This is a genomic window from Streptomyces spinoverrucosus, from assembly GCF_006539505.1.
Lineage (GTDB): Bacteria > Actinomycetota > Actinomycetes > Streptomycetales > Streptomycetaceae > Streptomyces > Streptomyces spinoverrucosus.
Genome location: NZ_BJND01000085.1, coordinates 22,795 through 29,571, shown reverse-complemented (window position 1 = coordinate 29,571; position 6,777 = coordinate 22,795). Strand labels below are relative to the sequence as shown.

Annotated in this window: 9 protein-coding genes; 6 read left to right on the top strand and 3 right to left on the bottom strand. The window is 69.6% G+C overall.

Going from position 1 to position 6,777, the window contains the following annotated elements; translation table 11 throughout:
* Positions 1-273 precede the first annotated feature (273 nt).
* Both SSP24_RS37815 and SSP24_RS37810 read left to right on the top strand, forming a co-directional pair.
* Complete coding sequence (locus SSP24_RS37815) at positions 274-624, top strand: hypothetical protein (RefSeq protein WP_141315016.1); 351 nt, start codon at positions 274-276, stop codon at positions 622-624.
* 237 nt (positions 625-861) lie between these two features.
* The gene (locus tag SSP24_RS37810; protein ID WP_141315014.1) at positions 862-1,290 is read left to right on the top strand and encodes a DUF4440 domain-containing protein; all 429 of its coding nucleotides are present in this window, start codon (positions 862-864) and stop codon (positions 1,288-1,290) included.
* Positions 1,291-1,295: 5 nt separating this feature from the next.
* Here SSP24_RS37810 and SSP24_RS37805 read toward each other — a convergent pair whose 3' ends face one another.
* Complete coding sequence (locus SSP24_RS37805; RefSeq protein ID WP_167529816.1) at positions 1,296-1,787, bottom strand: cupin domain-containing protein; 492 nt, start codon at positions 1,785-1,787, stop codon at positions 1,296-1,298.
* A 188-nt stretch (positions 1,788-1,975) separates the two neighbouring features.
* On the opposite strand from SSP24_RS37805, the gene SSP24_RS37800 reads away from it, so the two are divergent.
* Together SSP24_RS37800 and SSP24_RS37795 are read left to right on the top strand one after the other, a co-directional pair.
* Positions 1,976-2,755 (top strand): SDR family NAD(P)-dependent oxidoreductase, encoded by a 780-nt coding sequence (locus tag SSP24_RS37800; RefSeq protein WP_141315010.1) that lies wholly within the window; start codon positions 1,976-1,978, stop codon positions 2,753-2,755.
* Positions 2,756-2,880: 125 nt separating this feature from the next.
* Positions 2,881-3,183 carry a hypothetical protein gene (locus SSP24_RS37795; RefSeq protein WP_141315008.1) on the top strand — a complete coding sequence of 101 codons (303 nt, stop codon included), beginning with the start codon at positions 2,881-2,883 and terminating at the stop codon, positions 3,181-3,183.
* Between the two features lie 37 nt (positions 3,184-3,220).
* Here the strand turns inward: SSP24_RS37795 and SSP24_RS37790 are convergent, their stop codons facing one another.
* Entirely contained in the window at positions 3,221-4,168 is a 948-nt protein-coding gene (locus SSP24_RS37790) for a GlxA family transcriptional regulator (protein ID WP_141315006.1), read from the bottom strand.
* Positions 4,169-4,320: 152 nt separating this feature from the next.
* Between SSP24_RS37790 and SSP24_RS37785 the strand changes: the two genes are divergently transcribed.
* Positions 4,321-4,770 (top strand): hypothetical protein, encoded by a 450-nt coding sequence (locus SSP24_RS37785; protein WP_141315004.1) that lies wholly within the window; start codon positions 4,321-4,323, stop codon positions 4,768-4,770.
* Positions 4,771-4,782: 12 nt separating this feature from the next.
* Here SSP24_RS37785 and SSP24_RS37780 read toward each other — a convergent pair whose 3' ends face one another.
* The gene (locus tag SSP24_RS37780; protein WP_141315002.1) at positions 4,783-5,142 is read right to left on the bottom strand and encodes a VOC family protein; all 360 of its coding nucleotides are present in this window, start codon (positions 5,140-5,142) and stop codon (positions 4,783-4,785) included.
* A 164-nt stretch (positions 5,143-5,306) separates the two neighbouring features.
* On the opposite strand from SSP24_RS37780, the gene SSP24_RS37775 reads away from it, so the two are divergent.
* Complete coding sequence (locus tag SSP24_RS37775; RefSeq protein WP_141315020.1) at positions 5,307-6,776, top strand: alginate lyase family protein; 1,470 nt, start codon at positions 5,307-5,309, stop codon at positions 6,774-6,776.
* The last annotated feature ends 1 nt before the right edge of the window (position 6,777 follow it).

The window sequence follows — 6,777 nt, the reverse complement described above, 5'->3', positions numbered from 1 at the left end:
GGCCGTGTGGCGGGTGTGGGGGTGGGGGTGGGGTGCGCTGTCGCTTCTTGGCGCGCCGGGATGGTTCGGCGAGTGAGGGGGGTTGTGGTGGGGGCTCGGGTGGTGGTGGGGCCGTAGGCGTGTCGGGGGCCCTGCTGGCTCCGGGCGGTGGTTCCGCGCGTTCGGTCCGGTGGGTAACCGGCTTGAGTTCGTTGTGGATTGGAGCTGCCGTCGGATGTCCCCGGTGGGCGGCCTGCCCTACGATGTGGGCACGTCTTGCCTCGGAGGGGAATCATGGGCTATCAGGAACGGCGGGTCGCACTGATCGCCAAGCGGGCCGCACCCCACCTGGAGCCCGGCGAGCAGATCCAGACGGGATTCATCGCGCAGACCGGTTCGTGGATCACCGCGCGGGTGTGGACGTTCGTGGCCACCGACCGCGCAATCCTGATCGTGGGCCGCGACGGTGTGCAGCGCCTCCCCCGCGACTTGCGCTTCGGCCGGCCGACCGGGATGTACCACAACATCGAGCTCGACCGCACGTACAAGGTGCACCGGCAGTACTACTCCGAGATCACCGCCGCCGACGAGGCACTGCGCGATATGCAGGCCCGCGGCAACCCGCCGGAGAGCGAGCAGCGCTGAACCTGGTTCGCCAAGCGCCTCTGGACGCGGCGGGATGTCTGGTGAGTGGCGGTTGGCGGTTGGGGTTGGCGGTTGATCGTGCCTCCGCGACGCGATGCCTCGCCGCCCGGGGCTTGCTAATCAAGTTTTATTAGTGCGCCACGGGGGGTATACAGTTCTCGTCCGGCCAGCTAGTCAAGTTTGACTAGGTTGCTAGGTGGCCTCTGGTCCGACTTCGTCCCCTCCCAAGGAGCCCGCATGACCGTCCTGCCCGACACCGGATACACCCCGACCCCCGAAGACCGCGCCAGCCTCGACGCCTGGTTCGCGGACTACGACGCCGCGAGCGGTAAGCGTGACGTCGAGCGCATGGCCGACATGGCGGTGTTTCCGCTCAATCTCGTGAGCGACGACTCCGCGGGCAACGGTCGGTCGGCGCAGTGGGACCGGGAGCAGTTCGTCGCGACCATGACCCATGTGATGGGCGAGGGGAGTCAGGACATCACCTTCGAGTCCACCCGGACCCCGGTCTTCCTGTCCTCCTCCATGGCCGTGGTCTTCACGGACTCGACCATGACCGTGGACGGCCACTCCCAGCAGCTCCGGTACGCCGACATCCTGCTCAAGCGGGACGGGAGGTGGGCCTTCCAGACGATGATCCAGGGAGGATGGGGAGACAACCTGTAGCGCCGCTACTCGCCCACGACCCGCAAGCCGTACGCCGCCTTGAGGTCGGGAATCCAGTCGTCGAAGAAGCGGATGCCGTGTGGCTCGCCGAGGTGGTTCAACTCGTCGAGTGTGACCGGCCCTTGGAGCAGCCGGTCTGCGAAGTCCCGGAAGAAGAGCTCGAATCCGCCCGGCGTGTACAGCTCGGTGATGCGGGCCGGCTCGTCCCCCGCGTTCCACATGGTGTGGGGGATACGGCGAGGTTTCAGTACCCAGCAACCGGCGGTCGCCCTGACGACCTCCTCGCCGACCCGGGCGTGCATTTCTCCCTCGTGCACGTGGAGCCAGACGTCGTTCTGATGGATGTGCGGGGGGAGCAGCAGGCCGGGCTCGAAGAGCTGCTCGATGATCGAGACGGCGCCGTTGGTCTCCTCGCCGTACAGCTTGATGAGGACGCCATCGACGTCGTCGCCCTCGTCCCTGGCGATCAGTGTCTTGCCCTTGACGCGTCCACTCATAGCGCACCTCGCCATTCCTGACCTCAGCGGCGCCGCACTTCCACCGTCACACAGCGGCCGTCCCCTCCGCCACCGCCGCGTCTCGGCGGTGGCGGGGACCGAACATGCGATCTCGTCGGCTCACGCGGACGATGGAAGCAGAGACAGCAGAGACAGGTGCTCCATCCGCACAACCACTTCTGATGCCCATGTTGCTCACAGACAAGAACGCCGTCATCTTCGGAGCCGGTGGGTCGATAGGCGGCGCGGTCGCTCGCGCCTTTGCCCGTGAGGGAGCCAAGGTCTTCCTCGCCGGTCGTACCGAGGCCAAGCTCCAGGCCGTGGCCGGGGACATCGCGGCCACGGGAGGAAGGGCCGAGACCAGCCAGGTCGACGCGCTCGACGAACAGTCCGTCAACGACTGCGTCGCCGCGATCGTGAAGGACGCCGGGCGAGTTGATGTCTCGTTCAACGCCATCGGACTGGACGAAGTGCAGGGCACCCCGCTCATCGAGATGTCCTACGACGACTTCGCCCGCCCCATCACCATCGCGACCAGAACGCAGTTCCTGACCGCGAAGGCGGTCGCACCGCACATGATCGAGGCCGGGTCGGGTGTGATCATGATGATCACGGCGTCGCCGTCCCGGATCCCCTTCCCCCTCGTCGGCGGCTTCGGCGTCACCTGCGCCGCGCTGGAGGGCTTCTCCCGCACTCTCGCTGCCGAACTCGGGCCCAGCGGTGTGCGCGTCATCTGTCTGCGCTCGGCCGGATCGGTGGAGTCGATCGAGGAAGTGCTGGACAAGCACGCCACCGGCACCGGGATGACGCGTGACGCGTTCATCGCCGGTCTCACGGACATGACGCTGCTCAAACGGCTGCCCTCGCTCGACGACGTCGGCAACGTCGCGGCGCTCATGGCCTCCGACCTCGCCGCCGCCATGACCGGGGCGATCCCCAATGTGACCTGCGGTCAGGTGGTCGACTGACGGCCACCGCCGACCCGGCGGAGGGGAGGGCGGCGGCCGTCGCATCCGCGTTACGACGTCGGGTTCGGGTCCGCCCGGCCTGCGTTAGTCTCGGGCCGGATACGGGGTCGTAGGAGGAGGCAAGGATGGCCAGGGTTCCCAGCGCACTCGTCGCCGCGAGCGGGCTCGTCGGTGGGTACGGCGTCGCCCGCTGGACGAAGAAGCGGCAGCTCGGCGGGGTCGTACTGGCCGTCGCGGGCGCCGCGGCCGCCCAGCAGTGGCGGGAGCGGGCCGGTGGGAGGGCTGCCGGGGCGCTGAGCGCCGCGTACGTCGCCGCCTTCGCCGGGTCGCATCCGCTGGCCAAGAAGGTGGGCGCCTGGCCCGCCGTGTTCGGGGTGGCGGGGGCCGTCGCCCTCGCGTCGTGGGCGGTCGCCGATCGGCAGGCGTGAGCCCCGAGGCCACAAGGACGCAAACACCACAAAGGCTTCACGACGTCGACCTGAACGCCCTCCGATACCCCTGCGGGCTCGTCCCCACCACCCGCCGGAAGCGTTCCCTGAACGCCGTCGGCGAGCCGAAGCCGGCCTGGGTCGCGATGCGTTCGACAGGATACGACGTCGTCTCCAGCAGGTACTGCGCCCGCCGCACCCGCGCCCGATTCAGCCACTGCAACGGTGTCGTCCCCGTCTGCTCACGGAAGCGCCGGTTGAGCGTACGGGTGCTCATGCCCGCCTCCCCCGCGATGTCGTCCAGCATCAGGTCCCGGTCGCAGTTGTCCTCCAGCCAGGCCAGCAGGGGCTCCAGCGTCGCGCCCGCCGGGGCCGGGGGCTGGTCGTGGACGATGAACTGGGCCTGCCCGCCCTCCCGTTCCAGCGGCATGACCGACATCCGGGCGGCGTGCGCGGCGACCGCCGAGCCGTGGTCCATGCGGATCATGTGCAGGCACATGTCCATCGCCGCGGCGGCGCCCGCGGACGTCAGGAACTGGCCGTTGTCGACGTAGAGGACGTTCGGGTCGACCGTCACCTTCGGGTACCGCCGGGCCAGGTCCGGCGCCGCGAACCAGTGGGTCGTGGCGCGCAGCCCGTCCAGCAGGCCCGTCGCCGCGAAGATGAACGCGCCCACGCACACCGACGCGATCCGCGTGCCGTTCGCCGCCGCCGCGCACAGCGCCTCGGTGACCTCGGGCGGCAACGTCTCCGGCGGGTCCTCGACGCCGGGCAGGATGATCGTGTCGGCCTCCGCCAGCGCCTCGATCCCGTACGGCGCCCGCACGGTGAACGCCCCTGCGCTCACCTCCTCCCGCTCCGAGCAGACCCGCACCCGGTAGGCCTCACGGCCGTCCGGCAGCCGGGCCCAGCCGAAGGCGTCGATCGGGGCGGAGAGGTCGAACGGGATGACGCCGTCCAGCGCCAGTACGGCCACGGTGTGCATGGCGGGATCGTAGGCATACGACGGACTTCCGCCAAGCGATGAATCAGACGACGGCGCTCTGAAGCCCGTATCACGCGGCTGGCGAGAATCCGTTGAAGCGTGGCATTACCGCCACTTCTGCAAGATCCGCCGCCCGCATAGCGTCAACCCCCGTGACCAAGTTCCTCCTCGCCGTCCACGTCCTCGCCGCGATCGTCGCCATCGGTCCCGTCACCGTCGCCGCGAGCATGTTCCCGCCTGCCGCGCGCCGGGTTCTGGCCGCGCCCGACGACCCGAAAGCCGTCGAGACGGTCCAGCTGTTGCATCGCATCTGCCGGGTGTACGCCACTGTCGGCGTCGTCGTGCCCGTCTTCGGGTTCGCCACGGCCAGCGCCATGGGGGTGCTCGGCGATGCCTGGCTGATCGTGTCCATCGTGCTGACCGCCCTCGCCGCGGTCGTGCTCGTCGCGCTGGTGCTGCCCCGGCAGGGGGCGCTCGTGGAGGGCGGCGGGACGCGCGAGGCGACCGTGCGGCTCGCCATGTTCACCGGGGTGTTCAACCTGCTGTGGGCGGTGGTGACGGTGCTGATGATCGTCCGTCCCGGTTCGACGACCGGCGCCTGAGACGACCGAGTCCTATCGCCGGTGCGTGAGCACATTCACCACGCGCCCGTTCGGGTCCCGTACGAAGAAGCGCCGTACGCCCCACTCCTCGTCCCGCAGCTCCCGTACGATCTCCGCGCCCGCCGCCACGACCTGCGCGTACACCGCGTCGACGTCCTCGACCTCCACGCTCATGTCGGGGACGACGGGTGCGGTGGGTTCCTCGGTGATGAAGATGAGCTGGGCCGTGGGGTTGGTGGGCGAGGCGAGGGTCATCACCCAGCCCATGTTCATGACCTCCTCCAGGCCGAGCAGGCCGTAGAAGTCGCGGCTGGCGGTCATCGACTCCTCGGAGTCGGCGTGGATGTCGGGGACGATCCTGCGGACGGTCATCGAAATGCCTCCCATGGACGGGCGTACCGGCGTACGGACATACGGGCATCCAGTTTTTGTTATTGCCCGACCTTCCGCACGTCTCCTCACCGTCCCCTCCATACGCACGCGACTTACGACGTTGAGGTACGAGGCACGTGACACGACACATCAGCCGCCGCGGAATGCTGAAGGCCACGGGCGTGGCAGCCGGAGTCATCGGTATGAGTACGGCCCTCCAGGCGCCCTCCGCCACCGCCGCGCCCGCCGCCACCGGCGCGGCCTTCGCCCACCCCGGTCTGCTGCACACCGGCGCCGATCTGGACCGTATGGCCGCGAAGGTGAAGGCGGGCGCGGCGCCCTACACCGCCGGGTACGCCAGGCTGACCGCCAACCGGCATGCCCAGAGCGGTTGGACGCCCAATCCGCAGGCGATCGTCTACCGGGGGTCGGGCAGCCCGCAGAACTACACGGTCCTCTACAACGACATCCACGCCGCCTACCAGAACGCCCTGCGCGCCCACGTCTCCGGCGACACCGCGCACGCCGACACCGCGGTGGCCATCCTCAACGCCTGGTCGGCCAAGCTGACCAGCCTCCAGGGCTCGGCCGACCGGTTCCTCGCCGCGGGTCTGTACGGCTACCAGTTCGCGAACGCGGCCGAACTCGTGCGCGACCACGCGGACTTCGACCTGGCCCGCTTCCAGAAGATGCTGCGGGAGGTGTTCCTGCCGCTCAGCGACGGATTCCTCAAGAATCACAACAACGCCGTCGTCACCAACTACTGGACCAACTGGGACCTGACCGCGATGGCGTGCGTCCTGGCCGTCGGCATCTTCTGCGACGACCGTGCCGTCGTCGACCGGGCCGTCGAGTACTTCAAGCACGGCGACGGGCTCGGGTCCATCAAGAACGCCATCCCCGTCGTGCACGAGGACGGCCTCGCCGAGTGGCTGGAGGCCGGGCGCGACCAGGGGCACGCGCTGCTCGGGGTCGGGCTCATGGGAACGTTCTGCGAGATGGCCTGGAACCAGGGCATCGACCTGTACGGCTACGACGACAACCGCTTCCTCAAGGGCGCGCAGTACGTGGCCAAGTGGTGCCTCGGTGATGACGTGCCGTACACCGCGAACACCCGGAAGAAGGGGGCGATCGGGGGCTGGTCCGGGACCGAGACCGCGACCGAGGCCGCGGGGGTCGATCCGGCGATGACCCGGCCGATCTGGGCCATGATCGCCAACCACTACACCAAGCGGCGGGGGCTGGACGCCTCGTACGTGACCCGGATCGCCGCGAAGTCCGCGCCGGAGGGCGGGGGCGGGGACTACGGTCCGAACAGCGGCGGCTACGACCAACTGGGCTTCGGCACACTGGCGTTCACGCGGGACCGGGTGCCCGGGGGTACGTCGTCCTCGCCGGCGCAGACGCCGAGCGCTTCGGCATCCGGCGCGCCCTCACCCGCCACGCAGCCCGCACAGCCCGCGCAGCCCGGGACCCCCAGCGCCTCCGCGTCCGCCTCCCCCACCCCGGACGGCGACCTCGCCGCCACCGGCACCGGCGATGTCGCGGGCTGGATCGCCGCGACCGGCATCACCGCCCTGGCGGGCGGCCTGCTCCTGCTGCGACGCCGGGGGCGTACAGGAGGCGGGGCCTGAG